The sequence below is a fragment of the Salmonella sp. 2020_1459 genome, assembly GCF_043847915.1.
Lineage (GTDB): Bacteria > Pseudomonadota > Gammaproteobacteria > Enterobacterales > Enterobacteriaceae > Salmonella > Salmonella enterica.
In genome coordinates, this window is sequence record NZ_JBCMFA010000001.1 from 594,953 (window position 1) to 620,276 (window position 25,324).

The 25,324-nt window shown below is 50.5% G+C and carries 26 protein-coding genes, 1 pseudogene and 1 other annotated feature; of the genes and pseudogenes, 8 read left to right on the forward strand and 19 right to left on the reverse strand.

Going from position 1 to position 25,324, the window contains the following annotated elements; genetic code table 11:
• Positions 1–2: 2 nt before the first annotated feature.
• The 9 genes and pseudogenes from pheT to ACH0VJ_RS03075 form a co-directional block, all read right to left on the reverse strand.
• Complete coding sequence (gene pheT, locus ACH0VJ_RS03035) at positions 3–2,390, reverse strand: phenylalanine--tRNA ligase subunit beta (protein ID WP_000672402.1); 2,388 nt, start codon at positions 2,388–2,390, stop codon at positions 3–5.
• Between the two features lie 15 nt (positions 2,391–2,405).
• Entirely contained in the window at positions 2,406–3,389 is a 984-nt protein-coding gene (pheS, locus tag ACH0VJ_RS03040; protein WP_000018570.1) for a phenylalanine--tRNA ligase subunit alpha, read from the reverse strand.
• Between the two features lie 62 nt (positions 3,390–3,451).
• Positions 3,452–3,575: a sequence feature (Phe leader region), on the reverse strand.
• The gene (gene pheM / locus ACH0VJ_RS03045; RefSeq protein ID WP_001386830.1) at positions 3,526–3,570 is read right to left on the reverse strand and encodes a pheST operon leader peptide PheM; all 45 of its coding nucleotides are present in this window, start codon (positions 3,568–3,570) and stop codon (positions 3,526–3,528) included. (Overlaps the previous feature by 45 nt.)
• Before the next feature lie 115 nt (positions 3,576–3,690).
• Positions 3,691–4,047, reverse strand: a complete 357-nt coding sequence (rplT, locus tag ACH0VJ_RS03050) for a 50S ribosomal protein L20 (RefSeq protein WP_000124850.1) — start codon at positions 4,045–4,047, stop codon at positions 3,691–3,693.
• Between the two features lie 50 nt (positions 4,048–4,097).
• A complete protein-coding gene (gene rpmI, locus ACH0VJ_RS03055) occupies positions 4,098–4,295 on the reverse strand; it encodes a 50S ribosomal protein L35 (RefSeq protein ID WP_001124225.1) in 198 nt (65 codons plus the stop codon).
• A 95-nt stretch (positions 4,296–4,390) separates the two neighbouring features.
• Positions 4,391–4,933, reverse strand: coding sequence for a translation initiation factor IF-3 (gene infC / locus ACH0VJ_RS03060; protein ID WP_001574431.1), 543 nt, complete (start codon positions 4,931–4,933; stop codon positions 4,391–4,393).
• 3 nt (positions 4,934–4,936) lie between these two features.
• Positions 4,937–6,865 carry a threonine--tRNA ligase gene (thrS, locus tag ACH0VJ_RS03065; RefSeq protein WP_001144226.1) on the reverse strand — a complete coding sequence of 643 codons (1,929 nt, stop codon included), beginning with the start codon at positions 6,863–6,865 and terminating at the stop codon, positions 4,937–4,939.
• Between the two features lie 259 nt (positions 6,866–7,124).
• Positions 7,125–7,979, reverse strand: a complete 855-nt coding sequence (locus ACH0VJ_RS03070; protein WP_001044093.1) for a DNA/RNA non-specific endonuclease — start codon at positions 7,977–7,979, stop codon at positions 7,125–7,127.
• Positions 7,976–8,290, reverse strand: a pseudogene (locus ACH0VJ_RS03075) (hypothetical protein). The gene ACH0VJ_RS03070 and the pseudogene ACH0VJ_RS03075 overlap by 4 nt, the downstream one beginning before the upstream one ends.
• 141 nt (positions 8,291–8,431) lie before the next feature.
• On the opposite strand from ACH0VJ_RS03075, the gene ACH0VJ_RS03080 reads away from it, so the two are divergent.
• Positions 8,432–9,391, forward strand: coding sequence for a lipid A deacylase LpxR family protein (locus tag ACH0VJ_RS03080; RefSeq protein ID WP_001046434.1), 960 nt, complete (start codon positions 8,432–8,434; stop codon positions 9,389–9,391).
• Positions 9,392–9,439: 48 nt separating this feature from the next.
• Here the strand turns inward: ACH0VJ_RS03080 and ACH0VJ_RS03085 are convergent, their stop codons facing one another.
• On the reverse strand, positions 9,440–10,198 hold the full coding sequence (locus ACH0VJ_RS03085; RefSeq protein WP_000770979.1) for a YdiY family protein: 759 nt from the start codon (positions 10,196–10,198) through the stop codon (positions 9,440–9,442).
• Positions 10,199–10,486: 288 nt separating this feature from the next.
• Here ACH0VJ_RS03085 and pfkB point away from each other — a divergent pair, with 288 nt between their 5' ends.
• From pfkB to ACH0VJ_RS03100, 3 genes are all read left to right on the forward strand, one after another.
• Positions 10,487–11,419 (forward strand): 6-phosphofructokinase II, encoded by a 933-nt coding sequence (gene pfkB / locus ACH0VJ_RS03090; RefSeq protein ID WP_000251707.1) that lies wholly within the window; start codon positions 10,487–10,489, stop codon positions 11,417–11,419.
• Positions 11,420–11,515: 96 nt separating this feature from the next.
• The gene (gene ghoS, locus ACH0VJ_RS03095; protein ID WP_000146125.1) at positions 11,516–11,806 is read left to right on the forward strand and encodes a type V toxin-antitoxin system endoribonuclease antitoxin GhoS; all 291 of its coding nucleotides are present in this window, start codon (positions 11,516–11,518) and stop codon (positions 11,804–11,806) included.
• A gap of 106 nt (positions 11,807–11,912) precedes the next feature.
• Positions 11,913–12,773, forward strand: a complete 861-nt coding sequence (locus ACH0VJ_RS03100; protein WP_000267686.1) for a fructosamine kinase family protein — start codon at positions 11,913–11,915, stop codon at positions 12,771–12,773.
• A gap of 42 nt (positions 12,774–12,815) precedes the next feature.
• Here ACH0VJ_RS03100 and ACH0VJ_RS03105 read toward each other — a convergent pair whose 3' ends face one another.
• On the reverse strand, positions 12,816–13,352 hold the full coding sequence (locus ACH0VJ_RS03105; RefSeq protein ID WP_000222158.1) for a YniB family protein: 537 nt from the start codon (positions 13,350–13,352) through the stop codon (positions 12,816–12,818).
• Positions 13,353–13,500: 148 nt separating this feature from the next.
• On the opposite strand from ACH0VJ_RS03105, the gene hxpB reads away from it, so the two are divergent.
• The 3 genes from hxpB to tcyP all read left to right on the forward strand — a co-directional run bounded on the left by hxpB (position 13,501) and on the right by tcyP (position 16,434).
• Positions 13,501–14,169 (forward strand): hexitol phosphatase HxpB, encoded by a 669-nt coding sequence (gene hxpB / locus ACH0VJ_RS03110; protein ID WP_000106854.1) that lies wholly within the window; start codon positions 13,501–13,503, stop codon positions 14,167–14,169.
• A 137-nt stretch (positions 14,170–14,306) separates the two neighbouring features.
• Positions 14,307–14,906 (forward strand): metal-dependent hydrolase, encoded by a 600-nt coding sequence (locus tag ACH0VJ_RS03115; RefSeq protein WP_000505804.1) that lies wholly within the window; start codon positions 14,307–14,309, stop codon positions 14,904–14,906.
• Positions 14,907–15,042: 136 nt separating this feature from the next.
• Positions 15,043–16,434 carry a cystine/sulfocysteine:cation symporter gene (gene tcyP, locus ACH0VJ_RS03120; protein WP_001010662.1) on the forward strand — a complete coding sequence of 464 codons (1,392 nt, stop codon included), beginning with the start codon at positions 15,043–15,045 and terminating at the stop codon, positions 16,432–16,434.
• 101 nt (positions 16,435–16,535) lie between these two features.
• Here tcyP and cedA read toward each other — a convergent pair whose 3' ends face one another.
• Complete coding sequence (gene cedA, locus ACH0VJ_RS03125) at positions 16,536–16,778, reverse strand: cell division activator CedA (RefSeq protein WP_000977510.1); 243 nt, start codon at positions 16,776–16,778, stop codon at positions 16,536–16,538.
• A gap of 216 nt (positions 16,779–16,994) precedes the next feature.
• On the opposite strand from cedA, the gene katE reads away from it, so the two are divergent.
• Positions 16,995–19,247 (forward strand): catalase HPII, encoded by a 2,253-nt coding sequence (gene katE / locus ACH0VJ_RS03130; RefSeq protein WP_000019107.1) that lies wholly within the window; start codon positions 16,995–16,997, stop codon positions 19,245–19,247.
• 43 nt (positions 19,248–19,290) lie between these two features.
• Here the strand turns inward: katE and chbG are convergent, their stop codons facing one another.
• The 7 genes from chbG to osmE all read right to left on the reverse strand — a co-directional run bounded on the left by chbG (position 19,291) and on the right by osmE (position 25,196).
• The gene (gene chbG, locus ACH0VJ_RS03135) at positions 19,291–20,049 is read right to left on the reverse strand and encodes a chitin disaccharide deacetylase (protein ID WP_000442730.1); all 759 of its coding nucleotides are present in this window, start codon (positions 20,047–20,049) and stop codon (positions 19,291–19,293) included.
• Between the two features lie 12 nt (positions 20,050–20,061).
• Complete coding sequence (locus ACH0VJ_RS03140; protein ID WP_000078785.1) at positions 20,062–21,417, reverse strand: 6-phospho-beta-glucosidase; 1,356 nt, start codon at positions 21,415–21,417, stop codon at positions 20,062–20,064.
• A 124-nt stretch (positions 21,418–21,541) separates the two neighbouring features.
• Entirely contained in the window at positions 21,542–22,384 is an 843-nt protein-coding gene (gene chbR, locus ACH0VJ_RS03145; RefSeq protein WP_000983393.1) for a transcriptional regulator ChbR, read from the reverse strand.
• Positions 22,385–22,394: 10 nt separating this feature from the next.
• Positions 22,395–22,742, reverse strand: a complete 348-nt coding sequence (gene chbA / locus ACH0VJ_RS03150) for a PTS N,N'-diacetylchitobiose transporter subunit IIA (protein WP_000459883.1) — start codon at positions 22,740–22,742, stop codon at positions 22,395–22,397.
• 50 nt (positions 22,743–22,792) lie between these two features.
• Complete coding sequence (gene chbC, locus ACH0VJ_RS03155; protein WP_000073063.1) at positions 22,793–24,151, reverse strand: PTS N,N'-diacetylchitobiose transporter subunit IIC; 1,359 nt, start codon at positions 24,149–24,151, stop codon at positions 22,793–22,795.
• An 82-nt stretch (positions 24,152–24,233) separates the two neighbouring features.
• Entirely contained in the window at positions 24,234–24,554 is a 321-nt protein-coding gene (gene chbB, locus ACH0VJ_RS03160; protein ID WP_000412161.1) for a PTS N,N'-diacetylchitobiose transporter subunit IIB, read from the reverse strand.
• Positions 24,555–24,854: 300 nt separating this feature from the next.
• Positions 24,855–25,196, reverse strand: a complete 342-nt coding sequence (gene osmE, locus ACH0VJ_RS03165; protein WP_001039301.1) for an osmotically-inducible lipoprotein OsmE — start codon at positions 25,194–25,196, stop codon at positions 24,855–24,857.
• Positions 25,197–25,324 lie beyond the last annotated feature (128 nt).

The window sequence follows — 25,324 nt, forward strand, 5'->3', positions numbered from 1 at the left end:
GTTCAATCCCTCAATGATGCCTGGAATCGCTCTTTTAATGCCTCTACACATTTGGCGACGGTAGCGGCAATCTCCTCTTCTTCGAGTGTACGGTTGGTATCCTGAAGGATCAGGCTGATAGCGAGGCTCTTATAACCCTCCGCAACACCCTTACCGCGGTACACGTCAAATAAGTTTACGCCAACTACCTGATTTACGCCAACTTTCTTACATTCGGATAAAATATCCGCTGCGGGAACGTTTTCTGCAACAACAACCGCAATATCGCGACGGTTAGCCGGGAAGCGTGAAATCTCCCGCGCCTGCGGCACGATACGGTCTGCGAGCTTATTCCATTCCAGTTCAAACACCAGCGTACGACCATTCAGATCCAGTTTACGTTCCAGTTCAGGGTGAACAACCCCAATAAAACCAATACGTTCATCTTTCAGATAAATCGCCGCAGACTGTCCCGGATGCAGAGCCGGATTCATCTCCGCCTTAAACTGGATATCACCCAGTTTGCCGGTTAAATCCAGTACTGCTTCCAGATCGCCTTTCAAATCATAGAAATCAACGGTCTCTTTTGCCAGATTCCAGTGCTCATCATAGCGGTTACCGCAAATCACGCCAGCCAGCATCAGATCCTGTCGAATACCCAGATTGGCTTGTGTATCCGGAACGAAACGTAAACCGGTTTCAAAAATACGCACGCGATTCTGCTGACGGTTTTGGTTATAGACCACCGTCGCCAACAATCCGCTCCACAGCGACAGACGCATCGCCGACATCTCAACGGAGATAGGGTTTGGCAGCAGCAGCGCTTCTGCGCCTGGATGGATGAGCTGTTGTACTTTAGGATCGACAAAGCTATAGGTAATCACTTCCTGATAGCCTTTGTCGTTCAGCATGGTTTTAACCCGCTTCAACGACAGATCGGCTTCACGATGCGTTCCCATGATTAAACCGGCCTGGATTGGCTCGTCCGGAATATTGTTATAGCCGTAAACGCGGGCCACCTCTTCCACCAGATCTTCTTCAATCTCCATATCGAAACGCCAGGTCGGCGCCACGGCTTTCCACTCGTCCTGCCCTTCGGTCACTTCACAGCCCAGACGACGCAGAATATCACTGACCTGCTCATCCGCAATATGATGCCCGATCAGGCGATCCAGTTTACTGCGACGCAGCGTAATGGTAGCGCGTTTCGGCAACGTTGCTTCGTTGCTCACATCAATTATCGGACCCGCATCACCGCCACAGATATCAAGAAGCAGACGAGTAGCGCGCTCTATCGCTTTATATTGCAGCGCCGGGTCCACCCCGCGCTCGTAGCGGTGAGACGCATCGGTATGCAGACCGTGGCGGCGAGCGCGACCGGTGATAGACAGCGGATTAAAGTACGCACACTCCAGCAGCACATTTTGCGTTTCGCCGTTCACGCCGGAATGTTCGCCACCAAAAATACCGGCTATCCCCAGCGCCTTATGGTGATCGGCGATCACCAGCGTGTCCGCATTTAACGTCGCTTCGCTACCGTCCAGCAGGACGACGGTTTCACCCTCTTTTGCCATCCGCACGACAATACCGCCATCAATGCGATCTTTATCGAAAGCATGCATTGGCTGACCCAGTTCGAGCAGCACATAGTTCGTGACGTCAACCACCGCATCGATGGAGCGAATACCGCAGCGACGCAGTTTCTCTTTCATCCACAGCGGCGTCGGCGCGTTAACATTGATGCCTTTTACCACCCGGCCAAGATAGCGTGGACACGCATCAGCAGCCTCTACTGTAATCGGCAGCGTATCGCTGATGGTTGCCGTAACCGGCGCCATTTCAGGCTCCTGGAGCGGCGCTTTGTTCAGTACCGCCACATCACGCGCAACGCCGATGATACCTAAGCAATCCGCACGGTTCGGCGTGACGCTAATTTCGATGGTATTGTCGTCAAGCTTCAGGTATTCACGGATATCGGTACCCAGCGGCGCATCCGCCGGCAGTTCGATAATGCCGCTGTGATCGTCGGAAATCCCCAGTTCGGAGAAGGAGCACAGCATCCCTTCAGACGGTTCGCCGCGCAGTTTCGCCGCTTTAATTTTGAAATCGCCCGGCAGGATGGCGCCAATGGTGGCCACCGCTACTTTCAGCCCCTGACGACAGTTTGGCGCGCCGCAGACGATATCCAACAGGCGTTCTCCGCCGACGTTGACTTTCGTTACACGCAATTTGTCAGCGTTCGGATGCTGGGCGCACTCAACCACTTCCCCAACAACAACGCCATTGAAGCTTCCCGCGACCGGCTCAACGCCGTCTACTTCCAGGCCAGCCATCGTAATCTGGTTAGCCAACGCATCGCTATCAATTGCCGGGTTAACCCACTCGCGTAACCACAGTTCGCTGAATTTCATTGTTTTATCCTGCCTTTATTTAAACTGTTTAAGGAAACGCAGATCGTTTTCGAAGAATGAACGCAGGTCGGTGACGCCGTAACGCAACATGGTCAGACGTTCCATCCCCATACCAAAAGCGAAGCCAGAATAGATTTCCGGATCGATACCGACATTACGCAGCACATTCGGATGCACCATCCCGCAGCCCAGCACTTCCAGCCATTTGCCGTTTTTCCCCATCACATCCACTTCCGCAGAAGGTTCGGTGAACGGAAAATAAGAAGGACGGAAGCGAATCTGCAGATCCTCCTCAAAGAAATTACGCAGGAAGTCGTGCAGCGTACCTTTGAGGTTGGTGAAGCTGATGTTGGTATCAACAATCAGACCTTCCATCTGATGGAACATCGGAGTATGCGTCTGGTCGTAGTCATTACGGTATACACGGCCCGGCGCAATAATACGGATCGGCGGTTGCTGCGCTTTCATCGTCCGGATCTGGACACCAGACGTCTGGGTCCGCAGCAGACGGGTCGCGTCAAACCAGAAGGTATCATGATCGGCGCGGGCCGGGTGATGACCCGGAATGTTTAACGCGTCGAAGTTATGGTAGTCATCTTCGATTTCCGGGCCAGTCGCCACGGTAAAACCAAGCTCGCCGAAGAAACTTTCAATACGGTCAATGGTACGCGTGACCGGATGCAGACCGCCGTTCTCAATACGGCGCCCCGGCAGGGAGATATCGATGGTTTCAGCGGCCAGACGGGCGTTAAGCGCTGCGCTTTCCAGCTCGGCTTTACGCGCGTTAAGAGCCTGTTGTACCTGCTCTTTCGCGGCGTTAATGACTGCCCCGGCTGCCGGACGCTCTTCCGGCGGCAGATCGCGTAGGGTCGTCATCTGAAGGGTTAAATGCCCTTTCTTGCCCAAATATTCGACGCGTACATTGTCTAACGCGGCAACATCTGACGCCTGGTTAATGGCGGCCGCTGCATTGGCAACCAGCTCTGCGAGATGTGACATGGTTTTCCTCATTGTGTCGGTGAAGACACCGGTTCATTGGACGTAATCTCTCGATTTCAGATACAAAAAAAGCCTCCATCAGGAGGCTTTTTTGCGCTGTTTTTCGTTTCGTTTTTCACGCGCTAGCCTCCTGGGATCAGGTGCTAAAGTAAAAAAAGAAACGGAAAATAGCAGCGTTCATGCTTGCGTTACCTTATGTGGTAAAACCGAATATCCTTTATTGAAAAGGGTTACAGGTCAATTGTCAACTCACTGAACAGTAAATAAAAGAGAGGGAGCCAGGCTCCCTCTTTTCACTGGCTTATGCCAGAGCTGCTTTCGCTTTTTCAACCAGCGCGGTGAACGCGACTTTGTCGAATACGGCGATATCAGCCAGGATCTTACGGTCGATTTCAACAGAGGCTTTTTTCAGGCCGTTGATGAATTTGCTGTAAGAAATACCGTTCTGACGTGCTGCTGCGTTGATACGCGCAATCCACAGTTGACGGAACTGACGCTTACGTTGACGACGGTCACGGTAAGCATACTGACCAGCTTTGATAACTGCCTGGAAGGCAACGCGGTATACGCGAGAACGCGCACCGTAGTAGCCTTTGGCTTGTTTCAAAATTTTCTTGTGACGTGCGCGTGCAATTACACCACGTTTTACGCGAGCCATATGTGCTCTCCTGTATCTATTCTAATTAAAAAGTTAAAAACGTTAACGGCTTATGCGTACGGCAGGCACGCGATAACCAGGCCCAGATCGCCTTTAGAAACCATGGCTTTCGGACGCAGGTGACGTTTACGTTTAGTCGCTTTTTTGGTCAGAATGTGACGCAGGTTAGCGTGCTTGTGCTTAAAACCACCTTTACCGGTTTTTTTGAAGCGCTTAGCAGCACCGCGTACGGTCTTAATTTTTGGCATTTTAATAACTTCCACTTCGCATTGTTAATAAACGAAACATAGGCGAACAAAACCTGTGAAGCCCGAAGGCTTCACAGAATTGTTACTTGAAGGCCTTACTGTTTCTTCTTAGGAGCAAGCACCATGATCATCTGACGGCCTTCGATCTTCGTTGGGAAGGATTCGACCACTGCCAGTTCTTGCAAATCGTCTTTCACGCGATTAAGCACTTCCATACCGATTTGCTGGTGGGCCATTTCACGACCGCGGAAACGCAGCGTGATTTTGGCCTTATCGCCCTCTTCGAGAAAGCGAATCAGGCTGCGGAGTTTTACCTGATAGTCGCCTTCATCTGTCCCAGGACGGAATTTAATTTCCTTCACCTGGATAACTTTTTGCTTTTTCTTCTGTTCCTTAGAAGACTTACTCTTTTCATAGAGGAATTTGCCGTAATCCATTATACGACAAACCGGCGGCTCGGCGTTAGGGCTGATTTCGACTAAGTCTACTCCGGCTTCTTCAGCTTTTTCCAGAGCTTCTCTCAGACTCACAATACCAAGCTGCTCGCCTTCCAGACCTGTTAAGCGAACTTCTTGCGCGCGAATTTCGCTATTAATACGATTCGGACGCGCCGTTTGAACTCGTTTTCCGCCTTTAATACTTTATTCCTCCAGTTGTTGAAGACTGCGGCTGCGAATCTCTTGTTGCAGCTTCTCAATCACGTCATTTACGTCCAGACTGCCCAGGTCTTTACCGCGGCGGGTGCGAACGGCAACTTTGCCTGCTTCCACCTCTTTATCACCACAGACCAACATATAAGGGACACGACGTAAAGTGTGCTCGCGGATTTTAAAGCCAATCTTCTCATTTCTCAAGTCTGCTTTTACACGAATGCCCGCATTTTGTAGTTTCTGCGTCAATTCGTTAACGTATTCAGACTGCGAATCGGTAATATTCATCACGACTACCTGAACAGGCGCGAGCCATGTCGGGAAGAAACCAGCGAACTCTTCGGTCAGGATACCGATGAAGCGTTCCATCGACCCAAGAATCGCACGGTGAATCATTACCGGCACCTTACGCTCGTTGTCTTCGCCTACATAGGAGGCGCTCAGACGAGACGGTAAGGAGAAGTCCAGCTGTACTGTACCGCACTGCCATGCACGATCGAGGCAGTCATATAAGGTAAATTCAATTTTCGGACCGTAGAATGCGCCTTCACCCAGTTGATACTCAAACGGGATATTATTTTCTTCCAGCGCAACCGCCAGATCCGCCTCAGCACGATCCCACATCTCATCGCTGCCGATACGCTTGTCAGGACGAGTGGAAAGCTTGACGACGATCTTCTCGAAGCCAAAGGTGCTGTACATATCGTAGACCATACGAATACAAGCGTTAACTTCATCGCGGATCTGCTCTTCGGTGCAGAAGATATGCGCATCATCCTGCGTAAAGCCGCGTACGCGCATCAGACCATGCAGCGCGCCTGATGGCTCGTTACGGTGGCAGCTACCGAATTCCGCCATACGCAGCGGCAAATCACGATAGGATTTCAGACCCTGGTTAAAGATCTGAACGTGGCCCGGGCAGTTCATCGGCTTGATGCAATATTCGCGGTTTTCTGAGGATGTGGTGAACATCGCATCTTTATAGTTGTCCCAGTGCCCGGTTTTTTCCCACAGCACACGGTCCATCATGAACGGGCCTTTAACTTCTTGATACTGGTACTCTTTGAGTTTAGAACGAACAAAGACCTCCAGCTCGCGGAAGATAGTCCAGCCGTCGTTATGCCAGAACACCATGCCCGGCGCTTCTTCCTGCATATGATACAGGTCGAGCTGCTTACCAATTTTACGGTGGTCGCGTTTTGCGGCCTCTTCCAGGCGCTGCAGATAAGCGTTCAGGGCTTTTTTATCTGCCCATGCCGTACCGTAAATACGCTGCAACATCTTATTATTGCTGTCACCGCGCCAGTATGCGCCGGCAGTTTTCATCAGTTTAAAGTGATGGCAGAAACGCATATTCGGCACGTGCGGACCACGACACATGTCGACATATTCTTCATGATGGTACAAGCCTGGCTTGTCATCATGAGCAATGTTTTCATCAAGAATGGAAACTTTGTAGCTTTCACCACGCTTCACGAAGGTTTCACGCGCTTCGTGCCAGCTGACTTTCTTCTTGATAACGTCGTAATTTTTCTCGGCGAGCTCATGCATCCGCTTTTCGAGCGCTTCGACATCTTCCTGAGTTAGCGTGCGGTCAAGATCAACGTCATAGTAAAAACCGTTGTCGACAACCGGGCCGATCGCCATTTTCGTGTGCGGCCAAAGTTGCTTGATTGCGTGACCTAACAGATGCGCGCAAGAGTGACGAATGATCTCCAGACCCTCTTCATCTTTTGCGGTGATGATGGAAAGCGTCGCATCATTTTCAATCAGATCGGAAGCATCAACCAGCTCGCCATTCACACGGCCCGCAATGGTGGCTTTCGCCAGGCCAGGACCAATGTCCAGAGCAACATCCATCGGGCTTACAGGGTGGTCATAATGGCGTTGGCTGCCATCAGGAAGAGTAATAACAGGCATGTAATATCCTTATTTGCAGTGGTGACCCATACGCAAGATCACATACAAAGAGAAAATGAATTTATTGACAGTGAGTTGTGTATCCATCTAGCCAACCATTGCTAAATTGGCGCACAACCTTCGACACAGACGAAAATCGCTATTTTCGTCCGGCATGACGATGGTAACACTAAAAAAAGGGAGATTGCATCACTCTGTAGCAAATCAAGGCTCTTGACAGAGTTTCTCCGTTATCTTTCTACGCGCCGTATAGCGCTTCTCATCGACAACCTAACTTCTGCGCCAGACTCCCCTTTGTCGTTTTCACCTCGCTGGCTACCGCTTCAGGCAAGGCAGACCACAGCGTCAGCACTGGCTTCGTTTTATGTTCGATAGCCTCCACGGTAACCTGATAGTCGCAAAAATTCGCCGAACGGGGTGTATTCTGATCCATAATAAACGCAGCGTAATTTCCTTCACTTTTTGACGGCGCCGTTCCGGTGAATAAAACCTTCCAGTACCCGCTGGGAATTTCTACCGTCGCATCTTCTGGCAATGTGGCGATATGCCGCTCAAAAAGGGGGCCGGTCACTACGTGCACTACAGATACATCAGCCTGTTTGGCAAGTTCGCGCACCCGGTTTTCCAGTGCAGCCCATGCTCCCTGGTTCAGGGCGGATTTCTGCGGCGTAATATTCGATAAATAATTTAACGACGGCCAGTCCGAAACGCCGCCCAATCCTGCCAACGGCGCCTGGTGTCCCCTGTCGACTTTTAATAGCGTATGGGCATTTTTATAGGCCGAAGGGGCCAACGTATCCGAGGGCGGTAAATCGGGGTCCTGCGCCCAGTTCCGCGGGCGACCGCTTGCCTGGCTGGTCTTTGTCACGCTATAGGCAACCCAGTTGGCAAATTTCGTGGCGCTATTATTATTGAGCGTATAGACATGGCGATAGATTGTTTGTTGACTTCCTCCTTGAGGACAGCCAACGCTACAGTTATCAGGTTGCTGAACGAGTACGTTACGATGGGGTAACTCGGGTGCCGATGTTGTATCCTGGGGAGGATACGATGTAGTACATGCGCTTAATAATACTACGGGCAGTAATTTTAGCAGATTAATGGTCTTATTCACTTTTGCTTCCTTAATAATAACTGCCCTAATAATTCAGATAGTAATAATTTTGTTATATTACCCTACCAGCCGTTAGATACTCTCATCATTAAAGACAACACTATCACGGTAAAAATTAATAACAGATAAACATCGAAGCCATCATGGAAAATGAGCTCAAAAGAATACAACGTGATATTCATATTGATACCAAAAAACATCGTATTATATGCATAATCGTGAAGCCAATAATTTCTCGCACTCAGATAGCGAATGAAAAATGGATATTCAATAATATCTGACGCATGTTTTTCAACACCATTTTTCAACATTAAGGCAACGTATCCTCTCAATGACTCGCTGCTGGCAGGAGTTTAGTTATATTTAAAGGTTTATAAGCACTGCGCATCATGCTGCTGTGCTTATTACTTTGTAAAAATAAGAGTATTCACTTTCATATTCAGGGGTAAAAAGTGAACAAATACAGCTATTGCGCAACGATGATTGCCGCCATACTCAGTACGACCACAATGGCCAATGCCAGTAGCCTTGCTATTTCAGTGGCGAATGATGATGCAGGTATATTTCAACCATCCTTAAATGCCCTTTACGGGCACAAGGCTGCAGACCGGGGTGATTATACTGCCGGGCTCTTTTTAGGCTACAGCCACGATCTCACTGACGCCAGTCAACTCTCTTTTCATATCGCGCAAGATATTTATTCTCCATCAGGCGCCAATAAGAGAAAGCCTGAAGCCGTCAAAGGCGACCGCGCGTTCAGCGCCTTTCTTCATACCGGACTGGAGTGGAATTCATTAGCCACCAATTGGTTACGTTATCGTTTAGGTACCGATATTGGCGTTATTGGTCCTGACGCAGGCGGTCAGGAGGTTCAGAATCGGGCGCATCGAATAATAGGCGCAGAAAAATACCCTGCCTGGCAGGATCAAATTGAAAACCGTTATGGTTATACGGCAAAAGGAATGGTGTCCCTTACGCCAGCTATTGATATTCTGGGCGTCAATGTGGGCTTCTATCCAGAAGTCTCTGCTGTCGGCGGCAATCTCTTCCAGTATTTGGGGTACGGCGCAACCGTTGCGCTGGGAAATGATAAGACCTTCAACTCTGATAATGGGTTTGGGTTACTGTCCCGCCGAGGGTTAATACACACTCAAAAAGAGGGATTGATCTATAAAGTATTTGCTGGCGTTGAGCGCAGGGAAGTTGATAAAAACTACACGTTACAGGGGAAAACGCTGCAAACAAAAATGGAAACGGTGGATATTAATAAAACCGTGGATGAATATCGCGTCGGTGCCACCATCGGCTATTCTCCCGTCGCATTTTCTCTTTCTTTAAACAAAGTCACGTCGGAATTTCGCACCGGAGACGACTATTCTTATATCAACGGCGACATCACCTTCTTCTTCTGAGGTGTCACCACGGAATAACCGGGTTACGTAACGTAACCCGGCGCAATATTACATCTTATAGCCCAGTGTTACCGTAGTGCGACGATCGGTATGTTCCGGCGCTGATTCAGGCGGCTGCGAGTTCCACGTTAAATTATACCCCACCTTTAGACCAAAATGTTCGTTAATGGCGACATTGAGGGCTGTTTCCGAATTTAGTGTGGTGTCTTCTGCGCCAAATACTGACACCCCCTGTGTAAACTTAGCATTGTCAGTTAACTGCCAGGCATAGCTGCCGGAAGCATAACCCAACGGCTGCGTTTCAGTGGTATCGTCCGTATGTTCGTCATAGCGAACCCCAGGACCGAATTCAAAACGGAAGCTGTGCACTGGACCATTAAGGAACTGCCGCCCGTAACCGGCGGTCAGTACGTCGCGCTGACGATAACCGTTGAAACGGTCTGTCAGCCAACTGGCCTGGCCAAAGGTATAATCATAATCCGTCATATTAAAACGGTTGCGCGCGCCTATCGCATATTTTTCTGAAGAGCGCTCATCATTAGAGGAGGTATTGCTGGCATTGCCCCATAATGACCAGGCGGTACGTTGTCCATACCAGGTCATCGCCGTGTCAGCCGTTAAGGAAGAACTTTTAGTATTGCCTGACTGAGCAAGGTAGCCCGCATTCAGATTACCTTCAAAAGGTTTTTTCGCGGTGGAGGGATCATCCATGACAGTAAAAACGGAATCATCGGCGGCGGCATACAGAGACGCGAACACGCCACCCGCCAGCATAACTACAGCGGGTACTGCCTTCAAAAGCTTCATTTATATAGAGTCCGTACAACTAAAAAAGAGACCACGACGGTCCCGGAAACTTTCATAGGGATCAATGACAAACGCCCCTGGAAAGGTAGCGAATTATAAGAAGCCCCGAATAACATAGCAATCAATTACTATTTCATTTTTTGAATAAGAACCCTCCCGAAGCATTCATTTATTTATATAACTTTACATCGTACTTCTTTAAATAAAGATCCGGAAAATCATATTGTTAATTCCTTCACTTTCCGGGGATTAAGTGCCAGACTGAAATCAGCCTAACAGGAGGTAACGATGGTACGTATCTATACGTTGACGCTTGCGCCCTCTCTCGATAGCGCAACAATCACGCCGCAAATTTATCCCGAAGGTAAACTGCGGTGCTCCGCGCCGGTATTCGAACCCGGCGGCGGGGGTATTAATGTCGCTCGCGCCATTGCGCATCTTGGCGGCACCGCGACCGCAATTTTCCCGGCTGGCGGCGCTACCGGCGAACATCTGGTCGCACTACTGGCTGACGAAAATGTCCCCGTGTCTACCGTCGATGCGAAAGACTGGACGCGTCAGAACCTGCACGTCCACGTCGAGTCCAGCGGCGAACAGTATCGTTTTGTTATGCCCGGCGCCACGCTGGACGATGACGAATTTCGCCAGCTTGAAGAACAGGTACTGGAAATTGAATCCGGGGCAATTCTGGTTATCAGCGGCAGCCTTCCGCCCGGCGTTAAGGTCGAGAAACTCACGCAACTGATTTCCGCCGCGCAGAAGCAAGGCATTCGCTGCATTATTGATAGCTCTGGCGACGCGCTCACCGCTGCGCTGGCGCTTGGCGATATCGAACTGGTGAAACCTAACCTGAAAGAATTGAGCGCGTTGGTTAATCGCGATCTGACGCAACCTGATGATGTGCGTAAAGCGGCCCAGGAATTAGTGCAAAGCGGCAAGGCTCGCCGGGTAGTGGTCTCTCTGGGGCCGCAAGGGGCGCTGGGCATAGACAGTGAGAATTGCATCCAGGTTGTTCCTCCCCCGGTGAAAAGTCAAAGTACTGTCGGCGCAGGCGACAGTATGGTGGGCGCGATGACGTTAAAACTGGCGCAAGACGCGTCGCTGGAAGAGATGGTGCGCTTCGGTGTGGCGGCAGGCAGCGCCGCTACGCTCAATCAAGGTACGCGTCTGTGTTCTCGTGACGATACCCAAAAAATATACGCCTATCTTTCCGCGCAATAATCGTTTCCCCCTCGCCGAGGGGGATACCGGAAAATCGGTTAACGGGCGGCGCATCCGCCGCTGTTAAAAACACAGTTGCTCCCAACGAGGTGAACGATGGCCAGTGGCGATATTACCCGTTATGTTATTACCGTAAACTTCCATGAAGATTCCCTGACCGAGATTAACGAACTCAATAACCATCTGACGCGCAGCGGTTTTTTGCTGACATTAACGGACGATGAAGGGAATGTGCATGAGCTCGGCACCAATACGTTTGGCTTTGTTAGCGCTCAGAGCGCTGATGAAATCAAAGCGCTTGTCGCCGGACTTGCGAAAAGCGCGTTAGATAAGGATGTCGACATTACCGTGGCGACCTGGGAGGCGTGGAGTAAAAACGCACAATAAGTGCCATTCCCGCCGCGGCGCGTCCGCGATGTGCGTTAGTTCGTATTTTTTAACCGCATTTTTGCGCTAACCTTATGATCTGGCAGACAACGTGGGGAGAGACATTATGTGGCAAGCTATCAGTCGTCTTTTAAGCGAGCAAGTCGGTGAAGGCGAAATCGAACTGCGTAATGAACTGCCAGGCGGAGAAGTTCATGCCGCATGGCATTTACGTTATGCAGGCCATGATTTTTTCGTGAAGTGCGATGAACGAGAAATGCTTCGCGGTTTTACCGCTGAAGCCGATCAGCTGGAGCTGCTCTCCCGCAGTAAAACCGTTGTTGTGCCTAAGGTATGGGCGGTAGGTTCGGATCGGGATTACAGCTTTTTAGTCATGGACTACCTCTCGCCCCGCCCGCTGGATGCCCATAATGCGTTTATTCTTGGGCAACAGCTGGCGCGTCTACATCAATGGAGCGATCAACCTCAATTCGGCCTCGATTTTGACAACGCGCTCTCTACCACGCCGCAGCCGAATACCTGGCAACGCCGTTGGTCGACTTTTTTCGCCGAACAGCGCATTGGCTGGCAGCTTGAACTCGCCGCGGAAAAAGGCATTACTTTTGGTAATATTGACGCCATTGTTGAACATGTTCAGCAACGTCTGGCGTCGCATCAACCGCAGCCTTCTCTTTTGCATGGCGATCTATGGTCGGCGAACTGCGCGCTTGGCCCTGACGGCCCCTATATCTTCGATCCAGCCTGCTATTGGGGCGACAGAGAATGCGATCTGGCGATGCTACCGCTGCATACCGATCAGCCACCGCAGATTTATGATGGCTATCAGTCCGTTTCGCCGCTACCGCTGGATTTTCTCGACAGGCAGCCGATTTACCAGCTCTACACCCTGCTTAATCGGGCAAGGCTGTTTGGCGGTCAGCACCTGGCTACTGCGCAAAAAGCGATGGATCGGCTGCTTGCGGTATAGGTACAGCCCATGCCGGATACGGGCTATCCGGCATTTTTCAGTTTACATGAAGCCTAACAAGGAAAAGAAAAAGTAGCCGAGCACGATAATAATGACCGGCAAAATATAGAGCGGGAAAAACTGTAAAAAGATGGTATGGTGCGGCACCACGATACGTGACTCTATCTGCTCACGCGTTAGTCCTTCCGCGCCTTTTGCTTTTTCCAGGATCAACTGATCTTCCACGCCTTCACGTAAAAAACGTGACTGGCGGCTCATTCTGGCGCCGGAATCCTGCATCGCCAGCCCGACAAAAATCAGAATAAAAATGAGCCAGAAACCGATATTCAGGCTTCCCTGAAAATTCGGCGTCGGCGAGTTGTACCAAAAAACATTCAGAAACGGCGTATTCACGCGCATCATGTCTATCATTACGTGGGTAAAATCCAGCATTACCGCATTTATCCCCTCCTGCTTTTCACTGTGCGCATACATAAATTTAAGGACTGAGATGAGCGTGGAAAGCAGTGCCGGAATAAAAATAACCCACCCAACAACTCTTTTTAGGATTGCAATGCGTCCAGCTTGTTGATACGTCATGAGTTCCCCTTGATAAAGACGCGTCGTTTTGGCCTAAGTCTACCTGTTGATTCCCATTTTCGCCTGATCTTTAAGGGCGATATACTAAGAACATGGTCATAATGAACGCTTAATTCGTTATTTTTTAATCTCAACAGGAGAGGTTGTGATGTCAACCCCACGTCAAATTCTTGCTGCAATTTTCGATATGGATGGACTACTGATCGATTCCGAACCGCTCTGGGATCGCGCTGAACTGGACGTGATGGCAAGTTTAGGCGTAGATATTACTCGGCGCCATGAACTGCCAGACACGCTTGGGCTACGCATTGATATGGTTGTCGATCTCTGGTTTGCGCAGCAACCGTGGAGCGGCCCCGATCGCCAGGAAGTGACAAACCGTGTCATTGCCCGCGCGATTACGCTTATCGAAGAGACGCGCCCTCTTTTACCGGGTGTGCGCGAGGCCGTGGCGCTGTGTAAAGCGCAGGGGCTATTAGTGGGGCTTGCCTCGGCATCGCCGCTGCATATGCTGGAAAAAGTGCTCACCATGTTCGAACTGCGCGACAGTTTTGACGCGCTGGCTTCTGCGGAAAAATTGCCCTACAGCAAACCGCACCCGCAGGTCTATCTGGATTGTGCGGCCAAACTAGGCGTTGATCCATTAACCTGCGTGGCGCTGGAAGATTCGGTGAATGGTTTAATCGCGGCAAAGGCGGCGCGAATGCGCGCCATTGTGGTGCCAGCAGAAGAAAACCAGCATGATCCGCGCTTTGCGCTGGCGAATGTCAAACTTAACTCACTGACAGAGCTGACGGCGGCGCATCTACTCGGTTAAGATGTTTCCGAAACAAAGTCAACGGGCAATTAGCCGCTGAACCAGACGGCAAGCGGCTTTGACAGAGACAAAGAGTTACAACGTCACCACTTCCGCCTACTGTATAAAAACCCTATACTGTATGAATTGACAGTTTGATGGGTTTTATCATGACGGCGGAAGGACACCTTCTTTTTTCTATAGCCAGCGCGGTTTTCGCCAAGAATGCCGAGTTAACGCCCGTCCTTGCGCACGGCGACTGGTGGCATATTATTCCTTCGGCTATTTTGACCTGTCTGCTGCCGGATATCGACCACCCCAAATCTTTTCTTGGTCAGCGCCTGAAATGGGTATCAAAACCAATCGCCCGCGCATTCGGTCACCGGGGGTTTACCCATAGTCTGCTGGCGGTCTTTGCCCTACTGGCGACCTTTTATCTCAAGGTACCGGATACGTGGATTATCCCGGCGGATGCGCTGCAAGGCATGGTACTTGGCTATTTAAGCCATATCGTCGCGGATATGCTCACCCCCGCAGGCGTTCCCTTACTGTGGCCGTGCCGCTGGCGTTTCCGCCTGCCTATTCTGGCGCCGCGCAAAGGCAATCAGCTGGAGCGATTTTTATGTATGGCGTTGTTTGCCTGGGCGGTGTGGATGCCGCAGTCCATGCCGGAAAACAACGTCATACGCTGGTCTTCGCAGATGATCACTATCCTGCAAATGCAGTTCAATCGTTTTATAAATCACCAGATTGATTAGTAAATCAACGCCAAAGTCATTTTTGGCATAAACCATTCCATTTGAATATAAGAGCCAGCTCACAGTTCTGCTAATCTTGCGCGAACAGAATCGCTAAAACACAGCGCTTCATAATAAAAAAATCAGGAGAACGGGGATGAATTTTCCATTAATTGCGAACATTGCGGTGTTCGTCATTCTGCTGTTTGTACTGGCGCAGGCCCGTCATAAACAGTGGAGTCTGGCTAAAAAAGTGCTTGTCGGCCTTGTGATGGGCGTGGTCTTTGGTCTGGCCCTGCACACCATTTATGGCGCTGACAGTCAGGTGTTAAAAGACTCCATTCAGTGGTTCAATATTGTCGGCAACGGCTATGTGCAATTGCTACAAATGATTGTGATGCCGCTGGTATTCGCCTCTATTTTAAGCGCCGTGGCACGACTGCATAACGCCTCTCAATTGGGGAAAATCAGTTTTCTGACTATCGGCACGCTGCTGTTTACTACCCTTATCGCAGCGCTGGTGGGCGTGCTGGTCACCAATCTGTTCGGACTGACGGCGGAAGGTCTGGTTCAGGGCGGCGCGGAAACCGCGCGTCTGAATGCCATTGAGACGAGCTATGTCGGCAAAGTGGCCGATCTCAGCGTGCCGCAACTGGTGCTGTCTTTTGTACCGAAAAATCCGTTTGCGGATCTGACTGGCGCAAATCCTACGTCTATTATCAGCGTGGTGATTTTCGCCGCATTCCTGGGCGTGGCCGCGCTTAAACTGCTGAAAGATGATGCGCCAAAAGGCGAGCGTGTGCTTGTTGCTATCGATACCCTGCAAAGCTGGGTGATGAAGCTGGTGCGTCTGGTGATGCAACTTACGCCTTACGGCGTACTGGCGCTGATGACGAAAGTGGTTGCCGGCTCTAATCTGCAGGACATCATTAAGCTTGGAAGCTTCGTGGTAGCGTCATATCTTGGTCTGGCGATAATGTTTGTGGTTCACGGCATACTATTGGGCGTGAACGGGATTAGCCCGCTGAAATATTTCCGCAAGGTGTGGCCGGTGCTGACATTTGCCTTTACCAGCCGCTCCAGCGCCGCTTCCATTCCACTCAATGTCGAAGCGCAAACCCGCCGCCTGGGCGTGCCGGAGTCCATCGCCAGCTTTGCTGCCTCTTTTGGCGCGACCATCGGCCAAAACGGTTGTGCCGGTCTTTATCCTGCGATGTTGGCGGTAATGGTTGCGCCGACGGTCGGCATCAACCCCTTAGACCCCGTATGGATAGCCACGCTGGTGGGTATCGTTACTGTAAGTTCGGCGGGTGTTGCCGGCGTTGGCGGCGGCGCGACCTTCGCCGCGCTGATTGTGCTGCCTGCCATGGGCTTACCGGTCACGCTGGTCGCGCTGTTAATCTCCGTCGAACCGTTGATTGATATGGGCCGTACCGCGCTGAACGTGAGTGGCTCAATGACCGCTGGTACGCTGACCAGCCAGTGGCTGAAGCAGACCGATAAAACCATTCTCGATAGCGAAGAAGACGCTGAACTGGCGCATCGATAATACATTATCGGGCGTTCACATCGTCTGAGACACGACGATCAGCAACTCAAAATGTCTGTCACTAAAAACGCCGGTCTCCAGTACCGGCGTTTTGTTTTTTCTTAGTCAGCGATTTCGTTTTCCTGGCGAACCTGATTCGCCCAACGTTGCGCCGATTCTGGCACGCTAAAGGCGGGCGACCGTTGAAATGACTCCCCCGTCAGAACAAAGGCAACATATTTACCGCGCAGTATCCAGACGTCGCGAAACGTATCCATTTTTATCGCATGTTCCGGCGGCGCGGGTTCAACACGCGGAATATAGCTAATAATCTGGCGATTTTGCTGGCGAAGAGGTTTCATCATTAATGCTTCACTAAAAGAGGCTAAGGCTAAAAATCAGAAAAACACTATTTTAGCCGATCTTCGCCCCCGACGTCCTGTTCCGCGCGTGCGATTTCCCTGTTATACCCTGTCTGCTGTTCCGCTCTCCCCCGGCATAATTGCTGAAATGTTCTATAGTTAGAGTGATTTTGACTACTACCACGCCCATTTCAGTGATGAAAGCAGGAGACGAGTTCAATGTCGCATAATGAGAAATCCCCCCATCAGTCCCCCGTGCATGATACCCGTGAATCACAGCCCGGCCTGGACTCCCTGGCACCGTCAGACGGTTCACATCGCCCCACGCCAGAACCGACGCCGCCGGGCGCGCAACCAACGGCCCCCGGCAGCTTAAAAGCGCCCGAGACAGCGAATGATAAGCTCACCGCCCTCGACGCCTTTCGTAAAGGCAGCGAAAATTATGCGCTGACCACCAATCAGGGCGTGCGCATCGCCGACGATCAAAATTCTCTTCGCGCCGGCAGCCGTGGCCCTACGCTGTTGGAAGATTTTATCCTGCGCGAAAAAATTACCCACTTTGACCATGAGCGTATCCCGGAGAGGATCGTTCACGCCCGCGGATCTGCAGCGCACGGCTATTTCCAGCCATATAAAGACCTGAGCGACATCACGAAAGCCGCGTTTCTGTGCGATCCACAGAAAATTACCCCGGTCTTTGTTCGCTTTTCGACAGTACAGGGCGGCGCGGGATCTGCTGATACCGTACGTGATATCCGCGGTTTTGCGACCAAATTTTATACCGAAGAGGGAATTTTCGATCTCGTCGGTAATAACACGCCGATCTTTTTTATCCAGGATGCGCATAAGTTTCCGGATTTTGTGCACGCCGTTAAGCCCGAACCACATTGGGCTATTCCGCAAGGACAGAGCGCGCACGACACCTTCTGGGACTATGTTTCCTTACAGCCTGAGACGTTGCACAACGTCATGTGGGCAATGTCGGATCGCGGTATTCCACGGAGTTATCGGACGATGGAAGGGTTCGGCATTCACACCTTCCGTCTGATCAATGCACAAGGGAAAGCGACCTTTGTCCGTTTCCACTGGAAACCGTTGGCAGGTAAAGCCTCGCTGGTGTGGGATGAGTCACAAAAACTGACCGGTCGCGATCCGGATTTTCACCGCCGGGATCTGTGGGAGGCCATCGAAGCGAGCGATTTCCCGGAATACGAGCTGGGCCTACAACTCATTGCCGAAGAGGATGAATTTAAATTCGATTTTGATCTGCTCGATCCGACCAAACTGATTCCGGAAGAGCTGGTGCCAGTACAACGCGTCGGCAAAATGGTGTTAAACCGTAATCCGGATAACTTTTTCGCTGAAAACGAACAGGCGGCATTTCATCCAGGGCATATTGTTCCCGGCATTGATTTTACCAACGATCCGCTGTTACAGGGGCGTCTGTTCTCTTATACCGACACGCAAATCAGTCGTCTGGGCGGGCCAAACTTCCACGAAATTCCGATTAACCGCCCTACCTGCCCCTACCATAACTTCCAGCGTGACGGTATGCACCGGATGGATATCGACACCAATCCGGCGAACTATGAACCAAACTCCATTAATGACAACTGGCCACGCGAAACGCCGCCAGCGCCAAAACGCGGCGGCTTCGAATCATACCAGGAACGCGTGGATGGCAATAAAATCCGCGAACGCAGCCCCTCTTTCGGTGAATATTACTCGCATCCTCGCCTGTTCTGGCTCAGTCAGACGCCGATAGAACAGCAGCATATTATTGACGCGTTCAGCTTTGAACTGGGTAAAGTCGCCCGCGCGTATATTCGGGAGCGGGTGGTCGATCAGTTAGCGCATATTGATGTTACGCTGGCTGAGGGCGTCGCGCATAATCTCGGTTTTGCACTCACCCATGAGCAAACGCAAATTGCCCCGCCTCCTGATGTCAACGGTCTGAAAAAAGATCCGGCGCTCAGTCTGTATGCGGTGCCGGACGGCGATGTTAAAGGCCGCGTGGTCGCTATCCTGCTGAACGACAAGGTTAACGCCGCCGAACTGTTGACCATTTTGCAGGCTTTAAAAGCCAAAGGCGTCCACGCAAAACTGCTCTATTCACGGATGGGTGAAGTAACGGCTGATGACGGTTCAACATTAACTATTGCGGCAACCTTTGCCGGCGCGCCGTCGCTAACGGTCGATGCGGTAATAGTACCGTGCGGCAATATTGCCGATATCGAGAGTTGCGGCGATGCCCGTTACTACCTTCTGGAAGCCTACAAACATCTGAAGCCCATCGCACTGGCAGGCGACGCCCGACGGTTTAAGGCGCTTTTAAACATTGATAGCCAGGGGGAAGAAGGACTTGTTGAGGCCGATAACGTTGACCACCACTTTATGGACACTCTGCTGACGCTGATGGCGGCACACCGTGTCTGGTCGCGTGCGGGGAAAATTAACGCGATTCCTGCATAAACGGCAAAAAATGCGGCGCATTCTTGCGCCGCAAACTCAGGAGCTAAATATCAAGAAAACTGCCAGGACGATATCCACGTTCCGCAATCGCTGCCTTGAGTGACGCAGACGTCAACACCTCCAGTTCAGTTAAGCGGGGGTAACAATAGGCGCTCTGGCGAATAATGTTGTCCACAAACGCCGGATGACACATCACCTCCAGAGAGGCCTCTCCTCGATGCGCCGAGGCATCCAGAATGCGTAAAAAGCACGCTTCGGTGATCTCCTCGCCGTAAAATTCACTACTAAATCCTTGAGTGCTGCGCAAATCCGACGGCAGATCGTCGGCGTTCAACACCGTCTGGCGGTCAATACGTAACGCAATCCCGCGCTGCGCCGCAAAGCGGGCGACGATGGGGAAAATTTGCGGGAACATATGCACATGATGGTGACTGTCGAGATGCGTTGGCTCGCGGCCAAATACGTCGATGAAACGCTGATACTGACACGCCAGTTCATGCGCAATTTCATCCAGCGGAAGCGTATCCTCCTCCGCCATTTGCCAGATCCATTTCCCCAACAGGCCGTCTCGCGTCAGGCCCGGCATCTCTGACACCGGTTTGCCTAACGTCAAAACAAAATGCATTCCCACCCCAAGCGCAGGCAGCTCGCGGCTAAGCTGCGCCGCATGGTCAATAGCCTCGCCATTGACCAGCGCCGTCGTGGAGGTCACAACGCCGTTGCGATATGCTTCAACAATGCCGTAATTTTGCCCTTTACTCAGGCCAAAATCATCGGCATTCACAATCAACACGCGTTCCATAGCCTACCTCTGTCAGTGGTGCTTACCTTTAAGCGCTTCGATGCAAGCGGCAAAATTAGGCAGCCATTTTTCATGCGCCAGAATGAGCTCACGCGCCAGGACTTCTGCGTCTCGGTCGGAATGCACCAGCGGACTCAGGTTAAGCGCCAGCAGCACATCATTAAAGTTTCCGCTCAGCGCCGCATTGCTGGCCGCGACCTCAAATCCTTTAATAGTGTGGATAAGCCCCAGCACTTTTTCGTCAAAACGGGTGATACGCGGGTGCGGCGTCGCGCCATTGCGTCCCAGAATGCAGGTCATTTCCACCGCCCAGTCCGCCGGGATATTCTCGACATGCCCATGATGTGGAATATTAACGTAATGCTCAGTCTGCTTGTCATTATAAATAGCGTTAATGACTTCACAAGCGGCATCGGAATAATAAGCGCCGCCGCGTTGCTCAAGCTCTTTCGGCTTCACGTTTAGCTCAGGATTTTTGTACAAGTCGAAGAGTTGTTTCTCCACTTTCTGTACGACCTGAGCGCGCGCGCCGCCTTTGTAATATTCGCCCATTTCAATCGCCAACATCTCTTTTTGCTTGAAGTAATACAACAAATAAGAGCACGGCAGCATGTTCAGCGAGCGAATCAATCCTTCACTAAACGGCAGATCAAAGATATTTTTTACGGTTGACGCTTTCAACTGACCGGACGCCACGCCATCCAGTAATTCTGCGAACCGTGAGGTGCCATTCACCAGCACATCTTTAATAAAGACCATATGGTTTAGACCAAACAGGTCAATGGAAAGATCGTCATTCTCATTCAGCGCCAGCACGTCATGAATAAACATTTTCATGCCGACAGGAATATTACATACGCCGATGAATTTTTTAAAGTTGGTATGACGATAAACCGCTTCCGTCACCATCCCCGCCGGGTTAGTAAAGTTAATGACCCACGCATTCGGACATAATTCTTCAACATCCTTAATGATGTCAAAAATAACCGGAATGGTACGCAACCCTTTAAATAAACCGCCAGCGCCGTTGGTTTCTTGCCCCAGATAGCCGTGGCTAAGCGGGATACGCTCGTCCAGCTCACGGGCTTTGAGTTGACCAACGCGTAGCTGGGTAGTGACAAAATTAGCGCCTTTCAGCGCTTCCCGGCGATCCAGCGTTTTATACAATTTTAGCGGAACGCCTGCTTTATCAATCATTCGCTGGCAGAGATCATAAATAATGCCCAGCTTCTCTTTCCCGTCTTCAACGTCAACCAGCCATAATTCGGTGACAGGTAATTCATGGTAGCGCTTAATAAAGCCTTCAAGTAATTCAGGGGTGTAGCTGCTCCCGCCACCAATAGTGACGACTTTTAATTTCTGGCTCATAATATCTCCCTTCAGTGTATGACACTGATATGTATTACGCTATGCCCGCTCGTAAGAAATAGCGTGACGTTCCCCGCGCTATTGGGGCAAGCGTGAAATGTAACTAATCGAGCAATGTAAACCGTTACTCATTAATTTCCGTCAATCGCTTCCGATAACTATTCGGCGTGAATGAGGTCATCTTCTTAAACGTTTTAATAAACAGACTTGGACTGCTATACCCGGCTTCATAAGCAATATCCGTAACCGAATAGTTGGTCATTTCCAACTGTTTCTTGGCAAAATTAATGCGAATCTCATTAATGATTTGCATCGGCGTTTTGCTGTAATAACGTCGGGTGGCGCGCGTCAGATACTCCTGGGATTTTGCCGACAGGCGCACCATATTTTCCAGCGCATGTTCGCCAAACTGCGTTTTATCATGCATTATCTCCACGGTTGCTTTCAGCCATTGTGGAATATCATCATAAACCTGCTCTTCGCGGTAATGACGTAAGCGGTTTATAATATAAAATGTCACCACTTCGATAAATTCGTCGAGCCCATTGCCGCGAAAGTTCAACGACGCAATCACCGTTTCAATATAGGTAAGGAAGGTGCTATTCGCCCTGTATACCTGCGATGCCACAAAACAAAACGGCAGTAACGGAAGATAATGCTGTTCAAAAAAACGTTTACTAATTCCTACGTTCAGAATACGCGTTGCGCCAAACTCATAGAAACTTTGGTGATTCGACCCCACCGGGATAAAAACAAAATCTCCACGTTCCAGCAGCACACGCTTCCCGTTGATCTCCTGGTAATAACGTCCGGTTAATACCAGGGTAAATTCATAGTAGTCGTGCTGATGCAGCCCGGTGACGCTTTCCGTCTTGTTATAGATAAACACATGGAAATTTTTGCCATTGAAGAGCTGCTGCTCATAAACCGTTTTGATTTCCGTTGCGTTAACCTGTAGCTGCATCATCCGCCCCCTGTTATTTCAGTTTCTCATGGAGCTCGATCAACTCGGCGATCAGTTCACGAGCCAGCATTGATGTCATCAAATGATCCTGAGCGTGAACCAGGACCAGACTGACTTTCATTTTGCCTTCGCCCTGATCGCCTTCGATGAGTTTTGTCTGCACAAGATGCGCTTCATTGAGCGCTATGCGCGACTGGTCCATCATCGCTTTCGCCGCCTCAAAATCGCCTTCTTTCGCTTTTCTGAGCGCGCCATATGCCAGGCTGCGCGCCTGACCAGAATTGATGATAAGCCCCATAACGACTTCTTCGAGTTCCTCAGCCGCTGTCTGGTTATCTACAACATTTTCAAGATCAAACATAGTCTTTCCTCTGATTCAGCCCGGCATGGCATCCCATGCCGGCGCGGAGTTTAGAATTTCAGTGCGTTAGCGATATCTTCTTCGCTTTCTTCCTGCTCAATGGCGTTCTGCGCTTTGTTAGCCACCACCACGAAGGGGAGATAAATCAGGGTAGCGACCGCCAGGTTAAATAGCGCAACCAGTAATGCGGCAACGCTGCCGTTGGTGTTAAAGAACGCCCCCAGCCCGGTTGGCATGGTCCACGGCGCAATATTGGTAATCGGCGGAATAATACCCAAATAGTAAGCCACCAGCGTAATCGCCGCCAGAATCGGCTGTACCAGAATGAAGGGGATAAACATCACCGGGTTCATAATAATCGGCAGGCCAAACAGGATGGGTTCGTTAATCTGGAAGATACCTGACGGCAGCGCCAGTTTTGCCACCTGGCGATAGTCCGCGCGACGGGATGCCAGGAAGATAGCGATGATCAGACCCAGCGTTGCGCCGCTACCACCGAGGAAGATATAAGAATCCAGCATCGGTTTCGCCCAGATATGGAACGTTTTACCGGCTTCCAGCGCCGCATCGACGGAGCCATACTGCTGGTAAATAGAGATGTTTTCCAGCGCCCAGGGCGTCATGATGCCGCTGTCCAGCGCGGTCAGCGCCAGCGAACCATGAATACCAAAGAACCACAGCAGCGGTACAAAAATGACATATGCCCACCCTACCACGCTACCCAGCGATGCCAGCGGCGTAGAGATAGTGTCCATAATAATCTGATGGAAGTTAGAACCGTAATTAGACAGCGCCCAGGCAATAATCCCCATAATAGAGAGAATAATAAAGCCGGGAATTAATGCTGAGAATGAACGAGACACCGAAGCCGGTACGCTGTCCGGTAGCTTAATCACCCAGTTGCGCCGGACAATAAATGTAAACATCTCCGCGACCACCAGGCCAATAATAATACCGGAGATAATATTTGCACCACCCAGCCAGTTAGCGCCTACGGCATAGGCCTCGCCGACACTATACGGCGTTACGGTCATAAATGCCGCCACGGAAAGCAATCCGGCGGCCAGCGCATCAACCTTGCGCTCTTCCGCCAGCGCCATGCCGATAAAAAATGGCGCCATGAGCGACATAATGCCCAATGTGCCGTTATAGACGTTCCCGCCGATGCCTTTCAATCCATTAAGTGTTTCAATGGTTGAGGCATCAAGCCGAATGCCCATGGAATAAAAAAACGACCCCTCCCCAAAGCTCAGGAAAACGTTATTAATTAATACAAACATCGCCCCCGCAAGGGTTAATGGCATTAAACGAATAAAGCCGTTCTTGATTGCATTAACGTGTGGCTGCTTTCCTATTTTTACAGCAAAAGGAAGGAGTACCTTTTCAAGTGAAGCAATGACGTTACTCATAGAAAAATACCCTTAAATACCGCAATAAAATATTGCGGTTAGTGTATGAAATAACTCTTTGACGGGAAAAATTAAAAAATAATTAATTCGCGGCGGCTTTTTTAATTGCCGCTACCGCAGCTTTAAGCACGCCTAAGCCATCTACCTTGCCGTACAACATTGAATCAATGACTTCTACCGGTTTACCGGGTAATAAACGCTGAATTTCGGGGAGCATATAAGCAATTTGCGGGCCTAATAACACGACGTCCGCTGCCGGGCCTTTTTCACCGGCCAGGGTTTCAGGGAATGCTTCAATAATCACCGGCACTTCATATTTTTCAGCCTGAGCGCGCATTTTTGATACCAGTAACGACGTTGACATGCCCGCAGAACAAAACAGATAAATGTGTTTCTTTTCCATAAAAACCTTCCTCATGTGCGATTATCTGTCAACCAGATACGCCGCAAGCCTCAACCTGCATCCATACTCTGGGCGACTTGCGTAACCGGATTTACTTTTTTAGGTGGCTGAAATGAGTATACGGGATCGGGCCGCCGGATGGTATTTCCTTGACCCACTAAATTGTCTCTCATTGACCTGGCGTTATGACCCCCCTCACATTTCGGGCAAATAATTCGCGATAATAAATAAGGTTATGGCAGGCACAAAAAAACCGGCTCGCAGGCCGGTTTCCTTGAATGTTCAGGCAATGTACAGTTGTTACTGCTTCGGCGCCTGTGGGTCAGTGTCGTACTCCGCACAGGTCTGATAGCCGGAGTTAATCACGTGCCCGGTATCATCCAGCGCAACAAAGTAGGTTTCCGCTTTACCATCACGTTGACCCAGGATGTAGGTCTGACAAGTACCGCGCGCATGAATCATGCTCACTTCAGATGACGGTTTGCCCGCAATCTGCGCAACCTGCGCCCTGCTCATTCCTTTTTTAACATCTTTAACGACAGGCTCAACAAATTGGTCTTTTGTACGATCATACGCCGTACAGCCTGCCAGCATAGTCATTACCGCCGCTGCGCTTAAAATTCCTGCTACGTTCTTGTTCATTTTCCGTCCTCTTGTTTATCAGCGTGTTATGTAAGCCTGGAATACATCAGAATATTTTTCAAGCCGCGACCCGCCACAAAAAGTCTTTCGGAAAATTCTCTAACGCAGCGACATGTTGTTTTAAACAC

Bases quoted from the DNA above. Each gene is read 5' to 3' on its own strand.
- pheT (WP_000672402.1), bottom strand. From the start codon at position 2,390: ATGAAATTCAGCGAACTGTGGTTACGCGAGTGGGTTAACCCGGCAATT.
- chbB (WP_000412161.1), bottom strand. From the start codon at position 24,554: ATGGAAAAGAAACACATTTATCTGTTTTGTTCTGCGGGCATGTCAACG.
- tcyP (WP_001010662.1), top strand. From the start codon at position 15,043: ATGAATTTTCCATTAATTGCGAACATTGCGGTGTTCGTCATTCTGCTG.
- katE (WP_000019107.1), top strand. From the start codon at position 16,995: ATGTCGCATAATGAGAAATCCCCCCATCAGTCCCCCGTGCATGATACC.
- chbA (WP_000459883.1), bottom strand. From the start codon at position 22,742: ATGTTTGATCTTGAAAATGTTGTAGATAACCAGACAGCGGCTGAGGAA.
- ACH0VJ_RS03105 (WP_000222158.1), bottom strand. From the start codon at position 13,352: ATGACGTATCAACAAGCTGGACGCATTGCAATCCTAAAAAGAGTTGTT.
- cedA (WP_000977510.1), bottom strand. From the start codon at position 16,778: ATGATGAAACCTCTTCGCCAGCAAAATCGCCAGATTATTAGCTATATT.
- rplT (WP_000124850.1), bottom strand. From the start codon at position 4,047: ATGGCTCGCGTAAAACGTGGTGTAATTGCACGCGCACGTCACAAGAAA.
- ACH0VJ_RS03100 (WP_000267686.1), top strand. From the start codon at position 11,913: ATGTGGCAAGCTATCAGTCGTCTTTTAAGCGAGCAAGTCGGTGAAGGC.
- chbC (WP_000073063.1), bottom strand. From the start codon at position 24,151: ATGAGTAACGTCATTGCTTCACTTGAAAAGGTACTCCTTCCTTTTGCT.
- rpmI (WP_001124225.1), bottom strand. From the start codon at position 4,295: ATGCCAAAAATTAAGACCGTACGCGGTGCTGCTAAGCGCTTCAAAAAA.
- ACH0VJ_RS03140 (WP_000078785.1), bottom strand. From the start codon at position 21,417: ATGAGCCAGAAATTAAAAGTCGTCACTATTGGTGGCGGGAGCAGCTAC.
- osmE (WP_001039301.1), bottom strand. From the start codon at position 25,196: ATGAACAAGAACGTAGCAGGAATTTTAAGCGCAGCGGCGGTAATGACT.
- ACH0VJ_RS03085 (WP_000770979.1), bottom strand. From the start codon at position 10,198: ATGAAGCTTTTGAAGGCAGTACCCGCTGTAGTTATGCTGGCGGGTGGC.
- chbG (WP_000442730.1), bottom strand. From the start codon at position 20,049: ATGGAACGCGTGTTGATTGTGAATGCCGATGATTTTGGCCTGAGTAAA.
- pheS (WP_000018570.1), bottom strand. From the start codon at position 3,389: ATGTCACATCTCGCAGAGCTGGTTGCCAATGCAGCGGCCGCCATTAAC.
- thrS (WP_001144226.1), bottom strand. From the start codon at position 6,865: ATGCCTGTTATTACTCTTCCTGATGGCAGCCAACGCCATTATGACCAC.
- hxpB (WP_000106854.1), top strand. From the start codon at position 13,501: ATGTCAACCCCACGTCAAATTCTTGCTGCAATTTTCGATATGGATGGA.
- chbR (WP_000983393.1), bottom strand. From the start codon at position 22,384: ATGATGCAGCTACAGGTTAACGCAACGGAAATCAAAACGGTTTATGAG.
- ghoS (WP_000146125.1), top strand. From the start codon at position 11,516: ATGGCCAGTGGCGATATTACCCGTTATGTTATTACCGTAAACTTCCAT.
- pfkB (WP_000251707.1), top strand. From the start codon at position 10,487: ATGGTACGTATCTATACGTTGACGCTTGCGCCCTCTCTCGATAGCGCA.
- ACH0VJ_RS03115 (WP_000505804.1), top strand. From the start codon at position 14,307: ATGGGTTTTATCATGACGGCGGAAGGACACCTTCTTTTTTCTATAGCC.